This is a genomic window from Fictibacillus sp. Mic-4 (assembly GCF_049843615.1).
Classification (GTDB): Bacteria; Bacillota; Bacilli; order Bacillales; family Fictibacillaceae; genus Fictibacillus_A; species Fictibacillus_A gelatini.
Map to the genome: position 1 here is coordinate 1 of NZ_JBBHZM010000032.1, position 15,482 is coordinate 15,482.

The following is a 15,482-nucleotide window of genomic DNA, read 5'->3' on the forward strand; positions in this document are numbered from 1 at the left end:
CAAATAATTTTTTATCATTGACAGTTTACGTTTGTCGCTGATATAATTTAAATTTTATTTTGACAAAATATATCGATTCATGTTATAATTTGTCTTAGTGAGGTGGAGCCGATATGGGTAAAACGATCGTGGACATAAAACGTGTTTTAGAGTCCAACGTGGGTAAACGACTTTCATTACGTGCAAACGGTGGCCGTCGTAAAACGATTGAACGTCTTGGCACGCTGGAAGAAACGTACCCAGCCGTATTTATTATCAAACTGGATCAGGACACCAATGCTTTTGAACGAGTTTCCTACAGCTATGCAGATGTATTAACGGAAACGGTTGAGTTAACTTTTTTAGATGATACCAACCAGGTGGTTTAAAGGGCAGTAAGAGATTATCTTACTGCTTTTTTTATTGGTTTGAAAAAGATCCTTTCCAAACCACTGCAAGATCAGGAATCGGATATTTCTCCATTTGCCGTTTCCAATTTTACATAACGTTAGCCGCCTGGCTCATACTATATGTATCGCATATTGTGAAGGGGGTTTGCATCATGGGAAGACGAAGAGGCATTATGTCCGAAAAATTCAAAGTTGAATTGGCAAAGGAACTCGGGTTTTATGATACCGTCCAAAAGGAAGGTTGGGGAGGCATACGCGCCAAAGATGCGGGAAACATGGTGAAGCGGGCAATTGAAATTGCTGAGAAAAACCTTGCCCAGAATAAATAATATGCGAGATCCCGGAGCTCTTTATAGCTCCGGTTTTCTTGTTTTTGTTTTTATATGATATGATAGCTTTAGCTTAATTTATAGTAGGGGAAGTTTGCATGAATGAAAAAAAGATATCGGTGAAAGCACCCGCTAAAATTAATCTTTCTCTTGATGTATTGGGAAAGCGTGAGGACGGGTATCATGAAGTAGAAATGGTTATGACAACGGTAGATTTGGCCGACAGGATCGAGCTGACGTTGCTTAAGGAAAATAAGATTGTCATTGAGTCAACGGGTGGGTTTGTCCCTCTTGATGCACGCAATCTTGCTTATCAAGCGGCATCGCTTTTAAAAGAAATGTACAACGTCAAAGAAGGGGTTCTCATACATATTACAAAAAACATCCCGGTCGCAGCAGGCCTTGCTGGAGGGAGCAGTGACGCTGCAGCAACGCTTAAGGGATTAAACGAAATTTGGGGGCTCGGTCTATCCATTGATCAACTTGCAGAACTCGGCGCTAAAATTGGATCCGACGTTTCATTTGCCGTTTATGGAGGAACAGCCATCGCCAGAGGACGAGGAGAAATCATCGAACATATTAAAACACCTCCGGCCTGCTGGGTGCTCCTTGCTAAACCACCAATCGGCGTGTCGACCGCTGAAGTATATCGAAAGTTAAACGTGAAAAAGATTAAGCATCCGAACGTCAAAAGCATGGTTGACGCGATTAACCGCCAGGATTATAAAGGGATTTGCGACAATCTTGGAAATGTGCTTGAAAGTGTCACATTGCCTAATTACCCGGAAGTTCGGCAAATAAAAGAGCAAATGATGCGTCTGGGAGCAGACGGCGTGCTCATGAGCGGAAGCGGACCGACGGTTTTCGGTTTATTCCAGCATGAATCAAGAGTGAACAGAGTGTATAACGGGCTCAGGGGATTTTGTAATGAAGTGTATGCCGTTCGTTTATTAGGCGACCGGGAGTGAGCCGCGTTTTTAGCTGCAAATGTAAATGCACTATCGAGCTATTGCTAAAAACCGTATAAAAATGGTATATTAACTTCAAATCATTCGGTTTTTTGGAGGGTCGTGATGAAGTTAAAACGAAGCGGCAGAATGGTCGATTTAACAACCTATTTACTGCACCATCCACAGCAATTAATTCCATTAACTTTTTTTGTTGAACGGTATGGGTCGGCAAAGTCGTCCATAAGTGAAGATTTGGCGATTATTAAAGAAAATTTTGAATGGCAAGGGATTGGCACCATCGTAACGATTCCGGGGGCTGCCGGAGGCGTGAAATATATTCCCTCCATGTCCAAAAAAGAAGCGACAACGATTATTCATGAGTTGATTACCTTGCTTGAAGATCCGAGCCGAATTTTGCCTGGCGGCTATTTATATGTTACTGACATCATCGGTAATCCGAGGCTGGTAAACCAAGTCGGGGCTTTGTTTGCCTCCGTTTTTGCGGGCAAGAAAATTGATGTGGTCATGACGATTGCTACAAAAGGGATTCCTTTAGCTTATTCAGTTGCCTCTTTATTGAATGTACCGGTTGTAATTGTAAGAAGCAACAGCAGAGTAACCGAAGGATCAACCGTCAGCATTAATTATGTATCCGGCTCGACAAAGCGAATTCAAACGATGGCTCTGGCAAGGCGAAGCATTCAAAAAGATGCAAATGTGCTCATTATTGACGATTTTATGAAAGCAGGAGGCACCATTAAAGGGATGATTAGCCTTCTTAATGAGTTTCAGGCACATGTAGCGGGTATCGGCGTGCTTGTTGAAGCTGAAGATGTATCCGAACGCCTTGTGGATGATTATGTTTCCATTACCCGTTTGGCGAAAGTAGATGAAAAAGAAAAGCGGATTGAAGTCGAAACGGGAAATTATTTTAATCAATTTGAGGAGGAACAGAAATGAAAAAGGTTGAAACATCTAACGCGCCAGCTGCAATTGGTCCATACTCTCAAGGAATGATCGTTAATAACGTCTTTTACAGTTCAGGGCAAATTCCTTTGAAGCCGGATGGAACGCTCGTAGAAGGAGATATTGTCGCTCAAACCCACCAGGTATTTGCCAATTTAAAAGCGGTATTGGAAGAAGCGGGTTCTTCTTTAGATCAAGTCGTTAAAACAACGGTTTTTATAAAAAATATGGACGACTTTGGGTTAATTAATGATGTGTACGGCCAATATTTCAGTGACCATAAACCGGCCCGCTCCTGCGTAGAAGTGGCAAGACTGCCAAAGGATGTCCAAATCGAAATCGAAGTCATTGCACTTGTAAAATAAAAAAAGAAAAAACACTGTTTGAAACAGTGTTTTTTCTTTTTTGTCCAGCGCAAGCAGCCCGGCCCTTCGAGTTTCGGTCTGCTTCCCTAAGGCGGCAGCCACGAGCATCTACTTCACGAATAAGCTTCGAGTTGTCTCGTGTGCTACAGGCTTCTGTGCTTCTCGTGTAGAAAAAGAGACATTGAGGATGAGGCGCAAGCAGCTGTCGGGGCTAAGCGGGGTGCTTGCGCTTTTCTTTTTTGCATAATTTTTAAAAAATTTTTTGTTTTGAAGAAGGATTCTGCGATTAAATGGAGAAATGATGTAATACGTTCTTATTTATGGAAAAAGGTGGTGTTTTAAAATGGAAGTGACTGACGTTAGATTACGACGCGTCAATACAGAAGGACGTATGAAAGCAATTGCATCCATTACAATTGATCATGAATTTGTGATTCATGATATTCGGGTGATCGATGGAAACAACGGAATGTTCGTTGCGATGCCAAGCAAAAGGACGCCGGATGGAGAATTTCGTGATATTGCCCACCCCATTACTTCAAGCACACGCGAAAAAATTCAAGATGCGGTGCTAACCGAATATCACCGAATGGGTGAAATTGAATCTGCGTTTGAAGAAGCAGGCGCATCGTAAAAAAAATAGAAAATTCATGGAACTCCGTATTTTTTCGGGGTTCTTTTTAGTTTTGTCAAAATTAGACAATAGAATGACAAATCCTTCACACTCCTTGAAAAGCAAGTAATTATAAGATATATTCGTAGTGGAATAAAAGGAGATTACCAAAGTGGAGGTTCATAATGATAAATCGATATGCAGTTGTATTGGCTGCAGGTCAAGGGACAAGAATGAAATCCAGTCTATATAAAGTGCTTCATCCGGTTTGCGGCAAACCGATGGTTCAACATGTCATTGACCAATTAAATGAATTGGAAGTCACCAAAATTGTGACGGTTATTGGACATGGGGCAGAGAAAGTGAAAGAGTCGTTAAGTGGAAACACTACTTTCGTATTGCAAGAGAAGCAGCTTGGAACGGCTCATGCTGTCATGCAAGCAGAAAGCGAAATCGGTTCTTCTGAAGGGCTTACGCTTGTTGTATGCGGGGATTCACCGCTTATTCAGGCGGAAACGATTAGAAAGTTGATGGAAGAACATGAAAAGGCAAAAGCGAAAGTAACCGTTTTAACGGCAAAGGCAGAAGATCCGACCGGTTATGGAAGGATCATTCGGGACGCTATCGGCAATTTAGAACGAATCGTCGAACAAAAAGATGCGAGTGCTGAGGAAAAGGCAGTGCAAGAAATCAATACAGGCGTCTTTTGCTTTGACAATAGAACATTATTTGAGGCTTTGAAAGAAGTTAATAATAATAATGCGCAAGGCGAATATTATTTGCCTGACGTGATCGAGATTATCCGGAAAAAGGGAGAGATTGTAACCGCTTGCCAGGCAGCTTCATTTGAAGAAGCACTTGGTGTGAATGATCGGGTTGCGCTTTCTAAAGCCGAAAGTTTAATGAGAAAACGCATTAACGAAAAACATATGAGAAATGGCGTAACGATCATTGATCCGGATCATACGTATATTTCCGCGGATAGCGTCATTGGACGTGATACGGTCCTTTATCCGGGAACCATTATTTCAGGAAAATCTGAAATAGGCGAGAATAATAGTATTGGACCAAACACAGAAATTAAAGATAGCACGATCGGAAATGGAAATGTCATTCGCCAATCCGTCGTTCATGATAGTACAATCGAGCACTTTGCAACAATTGGGCCATTTGCTCACATTCGTCCGTTATCTACAATTAGTGAAAAAGTGAAAATAGGGAACTTTGTTGAAGTGAAAAAGTCAACAATGGCCAGTGGAAGCAAGGCCTCTCATTTAAGCTATATTGGCGATGCCGAAATCGGAAAAGATGTGAATCTTGGTTGCGGCTCAATTACGGTAAATTATGATGGTGTCAATAAATATAAAACGAAAGTAGAAGACGGTGCCTTTATCGGCTGTAACTCCAATCTTATCGCGCCTGTTACCGTTGGCAAAAATGCCTATGTCGCAGCCGGCTCTACCGTGACAAACGACGTTCCCGATGAGTCGCTGGCAATTGCCCGCGCAAGGCAAACGACAAAGGAAAATTATGCTGTAAAATTAAAAGAAAAACAACAAGAACGTTAAATGGTTTATCTTAAATTTTTTAATTCACGGAAGGAATGGATGTAAATGGCAACCTATAATGACCCTAAATTAAAGGTCTTCTCACTCAATTCAAATCCCGAATTAGCTCAAGGGATTGCAGATCATATCGGAATCGAACTCGGCAAATGTTCAGTTACTCGATTTAGCGACGGTGAAGTTCAAATCAACATTGAGGAAAGTATTCGCGGTTGTGAAGTATATGTCATTCAATCAACAAGCAACCCGGTAAATGAACATTTAATGGAGCTATTAATTATGATTGATGCGCTAAAACGCGCTTCAGCAAACACCATTAATGTTGTAATGCCGTATTATGGGTATGCGCGTCAAGACCGAAAAGCACGCGCCCGTGAGCCAATTACAGCCAAACTGGTTGCAAACTTATTAGAAACAGCAGGGGCGACGCGCGTCATCGCGATTGATTTGCATGCTACGCAAATTCAAGGGTTTTTTGACATCCCGGTGGATCAATTATTAGGTGTCCCCATTTTATCCGATTACTTTAAAAGCAAAGATTTAGAGGATATTGTCATCGTTTCACCGGATCACGGCGGTGTAACCCGTGCACGGAAAATGGCGGATCGCTTGAAAGCACCGATCGCTATCATTGATAAGCGGCGTCCACGTCCAAACGTCGCTGAAGTGATGAACATTGTCGGTAATATTGAAGGAAAAACGGCGATTATTATCGATGATATTATTGATACGGCTGGTACAATTACGCTTGCGGCGAATGCATTGGTTGAAAACGGTGCGAAAGAAGTTTATGCGTGTTGTACACATCCGGTACTATCAGGACCTGCAATGGAACGCATTCAAAATTCAAAGATTAAAGAACTAGTTGTAACCAATACGATTGTTCTCCCAGAAGAAAAACGAATCGAAAAAGTGAGCCAACTTTCGGTCGCGCCACTATTAGGAGAAGCCATTATTCGCGTTCATGAACAGCTTTCCGTGTCTAAGCTTTTTGATTAAATGAATGAAATCACCCTTCCAAAAATGGGTTTGAAACTTCCTGAAAACGGGTAAAGTGAAAGAGAGACTCTTATTTTAGGAAGGGTGAAAGTATTTATGGCAACAACATTAAATGCGATTAATCGAAACCACTTTAAACGGTCGTACAAGCATAGGCTTCGGGAGGAAGGAAATGTTCCATCTGTTTTATATGGAAATGGGACAGACCCGCGAAATCTTGCGGTTCAAGAAGTAGAGTTTATTAAAGTCCTTCGTGAAGTTGGAAAAAACGGCATTATCTCGTTAAAGACGGAAGATAATGAAACGTTTAATGTAATGGTTCAGGATATGCAAAAAGATTCATTAAAAGACTCGCTCACCCATATTGACTTTCTTGTCGTTGATTTAAAGAAGAAAATTGAGGCTGATGTTCCGGTACATGTAACCGGAGAATCTCCAGGTGTTAAAGAAGGCGGCGTGTTGCAGCGTGTTCTTCATACGGTCAAAGTGAAGGCATTGCCTAACGAGCTGCCAGAACAGATTGACGTTCATATCGACCAATTAATGATTGGCGACTCTCTCGTTGTAAATGATCTCCCGCAATCGGCTTCCTATGAAATTCTTAATGATGAAAATGAAGTCGTCTTAACCGTTTTGCCTCCGACCGTTCCTGAAACGAACGAGGCTGAACAAGATGGAGATGATAAGGCCGGAGAAGCCATAGATGCTGAAGACAAAGAACCATCCGCTTAAATAAATTGTGGAAAACGCAAGCCACTTGAGCTTGCGTTTTTTTCGCATTTATGTGGATATGATGTATAATAAAGTGATACTAGTAGCGACACTAAAAGGTGAGGATCAAATTGAAATTGTTTGTAGGTCTAGGTAATCCTGGAAGGGAATTTGAAAAAACCCGTCATAACATTGGGTTTATGGTGATAGATGAGTTGTCAAAAAAATTCAATATCCCATTAAATCAATCGAAACATAAAGGCCTCTACGGATCGGGTATTGTTAACGGTGAAAAGGTCTATTTATTAAAGCCGCTCACCTATATGAATTTATCCGGGGAATCCGTGCGCCCGTTTCTTGATTATTTTTCGATACCGATTGAAGACTTTGTCGTTATCTATGATGACCTTGATACGGCGGTTGGAAAGCTTCGCCTGCGAACAAAAGGGAGTGCAGGTGGCCATAATGGCATTAAATCCATCATAGCCCACTTAGGCACACAGGAATTTAATCGCATTCGTTTTGGGATTGACCGGCCTAAAAATGGTGAGCCTGTAGCGAAGTATGTGTTAAGTAAGTTTCTTCCTGAAGAAGTGGAAGTCATCGAATCGTCCATTGAACGGGCGCTAGAAGCTTGTTCTCTTATGTTAACGGAATCATTTGACAGAGTGATGAATAAATTTAATGGCTAAGACAATATACGTTTAAAACGGTTATGCCCGTATATGGAGCCTTCGTTCTGCTCATACTAACAATAGGTGCGTAAAGAACGAAGGAGGCTGTTCGAATGGCAATACATTATACGTGCAAGCATTGTAAACATCGAATTGGAACGTTAAATGATGTAGAGTTAACGTCACAACAGTTAGGCTTTCACGAGCTGACACATGAAGAACGCCAGGAGATGATCGTGTATGATAATAAAGGGGATATTCATGTGAAAACAGTTTGTGAAGACTGTCAGGAAGCGCTTGATCGAAATCCGGATTATTATGCATTACATTCATTTATTCAATAAAGGAAATTTGCTTTGGTGACCAACCAAGGCCTTTTTCTATGTTTGTACTTTTGGTTAGATCCATTAAGGGGAGGTTAAAATGCAAGGTTTAAAGCACTATTTCAGCAAGGGGGAAGATTTTCGTGCTGTTTTAACAGGGCTCGACGAAGGTTTAAATGAACAGCTTGTTGCTGGACTTTCCGGTTCTGCACGTACGCTATTAATCGCCTCACTCTATGAACATACAAATCAACCCCAGCTTGTTATCACCCATAATTTGTATCAAGCTCAGAAACTATATGATGATTTATGCAGCCTACTTCCTGAAAATGAAGTTTATCTTTATCCGGTCAATGATGTCATTTCATCGGAAATGGCCATCGCCAGTCCTGAATTAAAAGGGCAGCGGCTTGAAGTTTTAAATTTTTTATTAAATACGAAAAAAGGAGTCATTATTGCCCCGGTAGCGGGTGTACGCCGCTATTTGCCGCCGGTTGACCGATGGAAAAAAAGTCAGCTGGCGTTTTCAATCGGGATGGAGGTTGACTTAGACCATGTACTCAAGACACTAGTAGCTATTGGCTATGACCGTGTCGGCATGGTGTCGAGCCCGGGTGAATTTAGCGTGCGCGGGGGCATTATTGATATTTATCCATTAACGGAAAAACTTCCTGTGCGGATTGAATTATTTGATACAGAAGTAGATTCTATTCGTTATTTCGAAGCGGATACGCAGCGCTCGGAGGAAAAAATAACGGAAATTACAATTGGACCGGCGGAAGAACTTCTTTTATATGAAGAAGAGTTTGCCAGAGGTGTCGGCAAGATAGAAGACGGCCTTGCCAACACGTTGAAGAAGATCAATGATAAAAATGTAAAAGAGTTGCTCATCGAGCGAATTACGGCGGAAATCGACCAATTAAAAGAAAAACAAAGCTTTCAAGGTATATACAAGTATATTTCACTTTTTTACGAAAAACCGGCTACTCTACTAAACTACCTTTCGAACAATGCCATCGTCATCATGGATGAAGTTGGCCGTATTCAAGAGATGTTTAGTCAGCTTGAAAAAGAAGAAGCGGAATGGCATACGACCCTCCTTTCTCAAGGGGAAATTTTAGCAGACATCCGTCTGGCTCCTGATCTATTAATACCGGGGGGCAAAATTCCATTCCCAATTATTTATCTCTCTCTATTTTTACGCCATATTCCGCATACACACCCGCAAAATATAGTAAATGTCGAATGTAAGGGAATGCAAAATTTCCATGGACAGCTTCATGTATTAAAAGGTGAACTGGAACGTTGGAAAAAAGGGGATTATTCGGTAGTTTTTCTCGCTGCAGATAAGGAGCGTGCGGATCGTTTAGAAAGAGTGCTTGCGGATTACGACATGACAGCAAGTCTGGTCAGCGGGCAAACGGAATTGCGGCCGAAAGTCAATCATATTATGATCGGCGAGCTGGCAAGCGGATTTGAATCGACAAAGCAAAAACTTGTCGTCATAACGGAAGAGGAAGTTTTTACAAAGAAAGCAAAAAGACGCCCAACGAAACAAAAAATGTCGAATGCCGAACGGATCAAAAGCTATTCCGAGCTGAAGGTTGGCGATTACGTTGTTCATGTCAATCACGGCATCGGGAAATACCTTGGCATTGAAACACTTGAAATTAACGGCGTCCATAAAGACTATTTGAATATTCAATATGCAGGCAATGACAAGCTGTATGTACCTGTAGAACAAATCGATCAGGTACAAAAATTTGTCGGCTCTGAGGCAAAAGATCCGAAAATTTATGCGCTTGGCGGAAGTGATTGGAAAAAGGTAAAAAGCCGGGTGAAGTCATCGGTTCAGGACATTGCGGATGACTTGATTAAACTATATGCAGAACGTGAAGCGAGCGTTGGCTATGCCTTTTCAAAAGACGGGGCCGAACAGCAAGAATTTGAAGCGTCCTTCCCTTATCAGGAAACGGAGGACCAACTGCGTACGATCAATGAGATTAAAGAAGATATGGAACGGCCACGTCCGATGGATCGTTTGCTTTGCGGCGATGTCGGTTATGGAAAGACTGAAGTTGCCATTCGCGCCGCTTTTAAAGCCGTCATGGATGGAAAGCAAGTTGCTTTTTTAGTTCCGACGACCATTTTAGCGCAACAGCATTATGAAACATTCCGCGGGCGGTTTGCCGACTTTCCGGTGACGATCGGTTCGTTAAGCCGTTTCCGAACGAGAAAAGAGCAAAATGAAGTGATTAAAGGACTGAAAAACGGCACAGTCGACATTGTCATCGGAACCCATCGATTGTTATCAAAAGATGTGCAATATAATGACCTCGGTCTTTTAATTATTGATGAAGAACAGCGATTTGGGGTTTCCCACAAAGAGAAAATTAAGCGATTAAAAGCAAATGTCGATGTTTTAACGTTAACGGCGACGCCTATTCCGAGAACGCTCCATATGTCGATGCTTGGCGTTCGCGATTTGTCAGTGATTGAAACGCCACCGGAAAACCGCTTTCCGATTCAAACCTATGTTGTCGAATATAATGCTTCATTAGTCCGGGAAGCGATCGAGCGTGAACTTTCCAGAGGCGGTCAAGTATACTTCCTTTATAATCGGGTCGAGACGATCGAGCGAATGGCCGAACAAATCTCAACACTCATCCCTGATATTCGGGTTGCCTATGCCCATGGGCAAATGACGGAGAATGAGCTTGAATCGGTCATGCTTGAGTTTTTAGAAGGCAATTTCGATGTTCTTGTCTCAACGACGATCATTGAAACCGGTGTCGATATTCCGAATGTAAATACACTAATTGTCTATGATGCAGACAAAATGGGCTTATCCCAGCTTTATCAGCTCAGGGGGCGTGTAGGGCGCTCAAACCGCGTCGCTTATGCTTACTTTACGTATCAACGGGATAAAGTACTAACAGAAGTAGCGGAAAAGCGGCTACAGGCCATAAAAGAATTTACCGAGCTTGGATCCGGCTTTAAAATCGCCATGCGTGATTTATCGATCCGCGGGGCAGGAAACATCCTTGGTGCGCAGCAACACGGATTTATCGATTCTGTTGGTTTTGACTTATACTCGCAAATGCTTCAAGAGGCCATTAATGAGCGTAAAGGCTTGAAAAAAGAAGAACAGGATGAACCAATAGAAATTAATATTGAAGTTGATGCGTATATTCCTTCAAGCTATATCGAAGACAGCAAGCAAAAAATCGATATGTACAAACAATTTAAAGCTGTGCGTTCTCTTCAAGACGTCGATGAGCTTCATGATGAATTAATCGACCGTTTCGGGGAATATCCAGAAGAAGTGGAATGTCTCTTGCTTATTGCGACCATTAAAGAACTTGCGAAGCAGGAAGGCGTCGTCTCGATTGGGCAAAAGGGCGATGTGATTACGATGTTGCTTTCAAAAGAAGCGACAACAAAGGTTGATGGCGCCAAACTGTTTGATGTCGTCAATAAAATTGGCCGTTTTATTAATCTAGGCATGGAACAGGATCAATTGAAAGTCGTTCTGACGAAAAAACGGATTTCAGATAAAGAGCTTCTAAAGGCAATGGAACAGGTCTTGAGAAAATTGAAATCGGTAAAAAAAGAAAAAGCTAAGGTTGCGCCAATAAAAGCCGAAAAATAACGAATAGGCTTCCCGGGCAAAAGCAATTTCTTTCGTGTATAGAACTGATGATGTAACAAATAATAATTTCAGGGGAATGGAACAATCTACAAAAGAAGGTTTCATTATCGTCTTCATCCAGAGTTTACATCATTAGAAAGCGAGGACATTATGCATGAAAGCAACGGGTATTGTTCGCCGCATCGACGATCTCGGTCGTGTAGTTATTCCGAAAGAAATCCGCAGAACACTCCGTATTCGTGAAGGGGATCCACTGGAAATATTTGTAGATCGCGATGGAGAAGTCATTTTAAAGAAGTATTCGCCGATCAATGAACTCGGCGACTTTGCGAAAGAATATGCGGAATCTTTAGCTGACAGCTCCGGCTGCCTTGTTCTTATCGCTGACCGTGATTCATTTATTGCGGTTGCCGGGGGGCCAAAGAAGGATTACTTAAACCGGGGCGTTGGCCGAATGGTCGAAACGTCGATGAGCGAACGAAAAACAATGATGGATTCATCCATTAGTGAAATCGAAATCGTAGAAAACTTAAGGGAATCCTATTCGTATGTGATCGCTCCAATTGTCGCAAGCGGCGATCCAATCGGAGCGGTTCTCCTTCTGGCAAAGGAAGGAAAGAAAACGGGCGAAATTGAGCAAAAACTTGCCGAAACAGCCGCTGGTTTCCTTGCACGCCAAATGGAGCAATAAAGAAGGAAGCAAACGCTCCCTTCTTTTTTTTATTCTTAACATTGTTCAAAGAAGAACGGAATCACGATTATGCTATAATACGATGGAAATACTATTGATGATCATGTGGAGAAGTTACTATGAATAATGTGTCTAATGGAATGTGGCGGGGCGCCTTTTTGTTAACGGTTAGCATGTTAATTGTTAAAGTATTAAGCGTCGTTTACCGGGTTCCTTATCAAAACATTACAGGCGATGTCGGTTTTTATGTCTATCAACAAGTCTATCCGTTATACGGCATTGCTGTTACGTTTTCATTCATCGGATTTCCAGGAGCATTGTCACGATTCATTTCAGAAAAACGGGGAACAGGCCGAGCAGATGAAATTAAGCCCATTTTACAAACGGCGCTAAAGACCTTTTTTCTTCTTGGCCTTTTAGCCTTTTTTGTTCTTTTTTTCGGTGCAGCACAAATCGCCAGCTTAATGGGGGACGAAAGACTAACAGCGCCGATACGAACGGCTTCTTTTCTTTTTCTTATCATTCCGTTTGCATCGGTCATCCGGGGGCTTTTTCAAGGATTTGAAAGGATGCAGCCAACAGCCGTTTCACAAGTGATCGAACAGGTCATTCGCGTGTCAAGCATTCTTGGAATTTCGTGGTGGCTGACCTCAATTGGTAAAACTATTTATACAGTCGGCAGTGGCGCAGTCGCGGGCTCTGTAATAGGAGCGATAGGCGGTCTCGTTAGTTTACTTCTATTTAGGCGAAAAACCGATTTCCCGTTCCATTCGCTTCTTTTACCAGGCGAGTTCGCACTTAAAATGGCGCTGGAACTAATCAAAGCTGGAATCGCTTTTTCGGTAAGTTCTCTTTTGTTTGTTATTTTTCAGCTTGCGGATTCTTTTTTATTTATTAATCTATTAGTTAAACACGGGGTATTACTAAGTAACGCCAGAGTGATGAAAGGGATATTTGACCGTGGGCAACCGCTGTTGCAACTAGGAACTGTTTTTGCCACCTCCTTATCGTTAGCCATTGTGCCTGTTATAGGGATGGCCCGCGCCAGGCAGGATGTGGAGAAAATACGACAGTTGTGTGGCTTTTCTTTAAAAATGGCTTTTCTTCTCGGGGGAGCTGCATCAGTAGGTCTTGCGATCATTATGGAACCAACGAATCGGATGTTGTTTGAAAATGCAGCCGGATCCCGTGAGATCGCCATGCTATGCCTTTCGGTTGTATTTGCGTCTCTTATCATGACATCGACAGGACTTTTGCAAGGACTTGGATTTAGTTTCATTCCCGCTTGTTTCGTCTTAGCAGGCTTTTTCGTCAAAGCTGCTTTCGATATTCTCTTCATGCCCCACTTTTTTATAATGGGTGCAAGTATGGCGACGGTGGCGGCATCACTTGTTGTTGCTGTTCTCAATCTTTTATATCTCGAACGGAAAATCCATTTTTTCTCGAAAACTAGATTTTATAGCATTCGGATTTGCGGTGTGATGATCATAATGGCAGCTGTCACGTTTTTCTTTAAAGAAGGGTTAACCGCTCTTCTTGGGACAGGCCGAATGATGTCGGCAGCAATAGCCGTTAGTTCATCGCTTGTTGGCGGTATTGTTTTTATTCTTTTACTTTTAAAATTCCACGTGTTTTCCGAAGATGAACTGGAGCATATTCCGAACGTCCATAAACTCCGTCTGCTTTTTCAGCGGTGGAGAGAAAGAAGGAGTTAATCATGGCAAAGAAAATAACAGTATTAGGATTAGGAGCAGGCGGATTAGAACAAATGACGATCGGAGTTTACCGGCTGCTAAAAAGCGGACGGGCAGTTTTTGCCCGGACTAAGGACCATCCCGTTGTTGAAGAATTGCTGGCTGAAGGAATTAACATGGTCTTTTTTGACGAAGTCTATGAAAAGCATGAGCAATTTGCGGACGTTTATCGCGAAATTGCCGACACCCTTTTCAAAAATGCGGAAGCAGAAGATATTGTCTATGCAGTGCCGGGCCATCCGCTCGTCGCCGAACAAACCGTTCAACTATTACTCAATGAAGCGGATCATCATGGAGTAGAAATCAATGTTGCTGGCGGGAAAAGCTTTCTTGACGAAATGTATGCCGCTTTAAAAATCGATCCGATTGAAGGATGCCAGATCGTGGATGGCACCAGTTTAAAAAAGGAAGAATTGCAAATTCGCCATCATCTGATCATTGTACAGGTGTATGACGCATTCATTGCATCAGAGGTAAAGCTGACATTAATGGAAAAGTATCCGGATGATTATGAGGTCGTTGTTCTCACCGCGGCTGGCAGCCAGAATGAAAAAATAGAGCGGGTTCCGCTGTTTGAGCTTGATCATTGCGCCGAATTAAGCAATTTGACCGCCGTTTACGTTCCTCCTGTTCAGGATGAAAAGTTGCTTTACCGGGATTTTGACTATTTGCGGGGAATTATTGCTGAATTAAGAGGCCCGAATGGCTGCCCGTGGGATAAAAAGCAAACCCATGCGTCGTTAAAAAAGTATTTGCTTGAAGAAGCGTACGAAGTGCTGGAGGCGATTGATGAAGAAGATGATGACCATCTCGTTGAAGAGCTTGGTGACGTTCTTTTGCAAGTGCTCCTTCATGCCCAAATTGGAGAGGATGAAGGCTTTTTCTCCATCCATGATGTCATCTTTTCGTTAACTGAAAAAATGATCCGCCGGCATCCGCACGTATTTGGCGAGACAAGCGCCAAAACGGCCGATGAAGTCGTACAAAATTGGGAGGCCATTAAACGTCAGGAAAAAGGAAATGATCAGAGAAAATCTATTCTTGATGGTGTACCGAAAGCAAGTCCGGCGCTATATAAAGCATTGGCCTATCAGAAGAAAGCAGCGAAAGTCGGTTTTGATTGGGATGCGATCGAGCCGATTATCGAAAAGTTAAATGAAGAATTTGCTGAATGGAAAGCGGCGCCGAATCATGATGAACAAAAGAAAGAATTCGGTGATTTGTTGTTTACAATGGTCAACCTGGCGCGCTTTTACAAAATTGATCCGGAAGAGGCGCTTGAGCTGACCAATCGCAAGTTTTATCGGCGTTTTCAGTACATTGAAGAAGCGCTTCAAAACGAAGGGCTGTCAATGGAAGAAGTGGACTTGAAAAAAATGGATCAACTTTGGGAGAAGGCAAAACAATTTTTTTGATTCTTGAAGGATTCTGTTTTTTAATAGAGAATAGTTTCACGAGAATGAATGGAAACCCTTCATTTTAAAAGGATTCATTCGAAATT

15 protein-coding genes are annotated in these 15,482 nt (G+C 42.2%); all 15 read left to right on the forward strand.

What is annotated here, in order from left to right; all coding sequences use genetic code 11:
* Nucleotides 1-113 precede the first annotated feature (113 nt).
* The 15 genes from veg (at nt 114) to mazG (ending at nt 15,396) form a co-directional block, all read left to right on the forward strand.
* Nucleotides 114-368, forward strand: coding sequence for a biofilm formation stimulator Veg (gene veg, locus WD019_RS16970; protein WP_026678122.1), 255 nt, complete (start codon nt 114-116; stop codon nt 366-368).
* A 173-nt stretch (nt 369-541) separates the two neighbouring features.
* Nucleotides 542-718, forward strand: a complete 177-nt coding sequence (locus tag WD019_RS16975; RefSeq protein ID WP_026678121.1) for a small, acid-soluble spore protein, alpha/beta type — start codon at nt 542-544, stop codon at nt 716-718.
* A gap of 98 nt (nt 719-816) precedes the next feature.
* Nucleotides 817-1,686: a 4-(cytidine 5'-diphospho)-2-C-methyl-D-erythritol kinase gene (gene ispE, locus WD019_RS16980; protein WP_026678120.1), complete on the forward strand. Its 870-nt coding sequence runs from the start codon at nt 817-819 to the stop codon at nt 1,684-1,686.
* A 105-nt stretch (nt 1,687-1,791) separates the two neighbouring features.
* Nucleotides 1,792-2,628 carry a pur operon repressor gene (gene purR, locus WD019_RS16985; RefSeq protein WP_026678119.1) on the forward strand — a complete coding sequence of 279 codons (837 nt, stop codon included), beginning with the start codon at nt 1,792-1,794 and terminating at the stop codon, nt 2,626-2,628.
* Nucleotides 2,625-2,999 (forward strand): RidA family protein, encoded by a 375-nt coding sequence (locus WD019_RS16990; protein ID WP_026678118.1) that lies wholly within the window; start codon nt 2,625-2,627, stop codon nt 2,997-2,999. Before purR ends, WD019_RS16990 begins: the two co-directional genes overlap by 4 nt.
* 343 nt (nt 3,000-3,342) lie before the next feature.
* Complete coding sequence (gene spoVG / locus WD019_RS16995) at nt 3,343-3,633, forward strand: septation regulator SpoVG (protein WP_026678117.1); 291 nt, start codon at nt 3,343-3,345, stop codon at nt 3,631-3,633.
* Nucleotides 3,634-3,797: 164 nt separating this feature from the next.
* Nucleotides 3,798-5,180, forward strand: coding sequence for a bifunctional UDP-N-acetylglucosamine diphosphorylase/glucosamine-1-phosphate N-acetyltransferase GlmU (gene glmU, locus WD019_RS17000; protein WP_026678116.1), 1,383 nt, complete (start codon nt 3,798-3,800; stop codon nt 5,178-5,180).
* Between the two features lie 45 nt (nt 5,181-5,225).
* The gene (locus WD019_RS17005; protein ID WP_026678115.1) at nt 5,226-6,176 is read left to right on the forward strand and encodes a ribose-phosphate diphosphokinase; all 951 of its coding nucleotides are present in this window, start codon (nt 5,226-5,228) and stop codon (nt 6,174-6,176) included.
* A 96-nt stretch (nt 6,177-6,272) separates the two neighbouring features.
* Complete coding sequence (locus tag WD019_RS17010) at nt 6,273-6,908, forward strand: 50S ribosomal protein L25/general stress protein Ctc (protein ID WP_425712270.1); 636 nt, start codon at nt 6,273-6,275, stop codon at nt 6,906-6,908.
* Between the two features lie 110 nt (nt 6,909-7,018).
* Nucleotides 7,019-7,579 carry an aminoacyl-tRNA hydrolase gene (gene pth, locus WD019_RS17015; protein ID WP_026678113.1) on the forward strand — a complete coding sequence of 187 codons (561 nt, stop codon included), beginning with the start codon at nt 7,019-7,021 and terminating at the stop codon, nt 7,577-7,579.
* Between the two features lie 95 nt (nt 7,580-7,674).
* Complete coding sequence (locus WD019_RS17020) at nt 7,675-7,905, forward strand: anti-sigma-F factor Fin family protein (protein ID WP_026678112.1); 231 nt, start codon at nt 7,675-7,677, stop codon at nt 7,903-7,905.
* Between the two features lie 79 nt (nt 7,906-7,984).
* Nucleotides 7,985-11,536 (forward strand): transcription-repair coupling factor, encoded by a 3,552-nt coding sequence (mfd, locus tag WD019_RS17025; RefSeq protein ID WP_425712271.1) that lies wholly within the window; start codon nt 7,985-7,987, stop codon nt 11,534-11,536.
* Between the two features lie 154 nt (nt 11,537-11,690).
* Nucleotides 11,691-12,227, forward strand: a complete 537-nt coding sequence (gene spoVT / locus WD019_RS17030; RefSeq protein ID WP_026678110.1) for a stage V sporulation protein T — start codon at nt 11,691-11,693, stop codon at nt 12,225-12,227.
* A 119-nt stretch (nt 12,228-12,346) separates the two neighbouring features.
* On the forward strand, nt 12,347-13,942 hold the full coding sequence (locus tag WD019_RS17035) for a putative polysaccharide biosynthesis protein (protein ID WP_425712272.1): 1,596 nt from the start codon (nt 12,347-12,349) through the stop codon (nt 13,940-13,942).
* Nucleotides 13,943-13,944: 2 nt separating this feature from the next.
* The gene (gene mazG, locus WD019_RS17040) at nt 13,945-15,396 is read left to right on the forward strand and encodes a nucleoside triphosphate pyrophosphohydrolase (RefSeq protein ID WP_425712273.1); all 1,452 of its coding nucleotides are present in this window, start codon (nt 13,945-13,947) and stop codon (nt 15,394-15,396) included.
* The last annotated feature ends 86 nt before the right edge of the window (nt 15,397-15,482 follow it).